Source organism: Pseudomonas sp. FIP_A4, assembly GCF_036701605.1.
GTDB lineage: Bacteria > Pseudomonadota > Gammaproteobacteria > Pseudomonadales > Pseudomonadaceae > Stutzerimonas > Stutzerimonas phenolilytica.
Window position 1 is genome coordinate 1 of the sequence record NZ_JAYDXP010000049.1, and the last position, 696, is coordinate 696.

Annotated in this window: 4 pseudogenes; 2 read left to right on the forward strand and 2 right to left on the reverse strand. The window is 64.9% G+C overall.

Features of this window, described 5'->3' with window-relative positions:
• Positions 1–38: 38 nt before the first annotated feature.
• Positions 39–146: pseudogene (locus U8L64_RS20170) on the forward strand (DUF6537 domain-containing protein); the annotation flags it as partial.
• 9 nt (positions 147–155) lie between these two features.
• On the opposite strand, the pseudogene U8L64_RS20175 reads toward U8L64_RS20170, so the two are convergent.
• A pseudogene (locus U8L64_RS20175) lies at positions 156–224 on the reverse strand (hypothetical protein); the annotation flags it as partial.
• On the opposite strand from U8L64_RS20175, the pseudogene U8L64_RS00370 reads away from it, so the two are divergent.
• Positions 223–327: pseudogene (locus U8L64_RS00370) on the forward strand (hypothetical protein); the annotation flags it as partial. The pseudogenes U8L64_RS20175 and U8L64_RS00370 sit on opposite strands and share 2 nt — an antisense overlap.
• A gap of 141 nt (positions 328–468) precedes the next feature.
• On the opposite strand, the pseudogene U8L64_RS00375 reads toward U8L64_RS00370, so the two are convergent.
• Positions 469–615: pseudogene (locus U8L64_RS00375) on the reverse strand (flagellar motor stator protein MotA); the annotation flags it as partial.
• Between the last annotated feature and the right edge of the window lie 81 nt (positions 616–696).

The following is a 696-nucleotide window of genomic DNA, read 5'->3' on the forward strand; positions in this document are numbered from 1 at the left end:
CGATGAGGTTCTATGGGTGCGTTCAAGGGCTTGTAGGTATGGCCGGACTCGGTGTTTTCGGCGTGCTGGCCAAGCTGCGCTTCCTGCGTGGCACGCCGCTCGATCCGTTCGGCTATGGCCATGACCGCCGCGTCGAGCGCCAGCTGATCGTCGACTATGCGCTTGCTCGAGGCCAGCGCCTCGCCGGCCTCGCGGCCGAAGCCCTGCACGATGTTGAGCACGCCCGCCGAGCAGACGCCGCTGGGCATCACCGTGCTGCTCGAATGCAGCGGCGACCTGCTGCCGCCGGGCGTGCTCAACATCGTGCAGGGCTTCGGCCGCGAGGCCGTCGCCGACCGTAACCTGGACATGACGCAGGAGGACCTGGCCCATGCCAGCTGAACAGATACTCAGCAACGCCCGACTGGTGCACTGCTGGCCGGGCGCGAGGGCGGCGATGAGCTGACGGCGTATCAGGAAGGCTTCATTGAACAGCGAGCGCGACGGCTGCAGCAGCGCGTTCTCCATGGCTTCCAGTTCCTGCTCGAGGAAGCCCTCCAGCTCGTGGGCGCTGATCTTGCCCATGGCCATCAGCCGGAAGTTGTCGGCGATGAAGGCCATCAGGTGACGGTGTTGCCAGTGCAGCAACAGGTCCTTTATCACAACCATCTGCTTGCCGAGCTGGGCGGCGTTATTAGCTGCCACCTTGCTACGCAC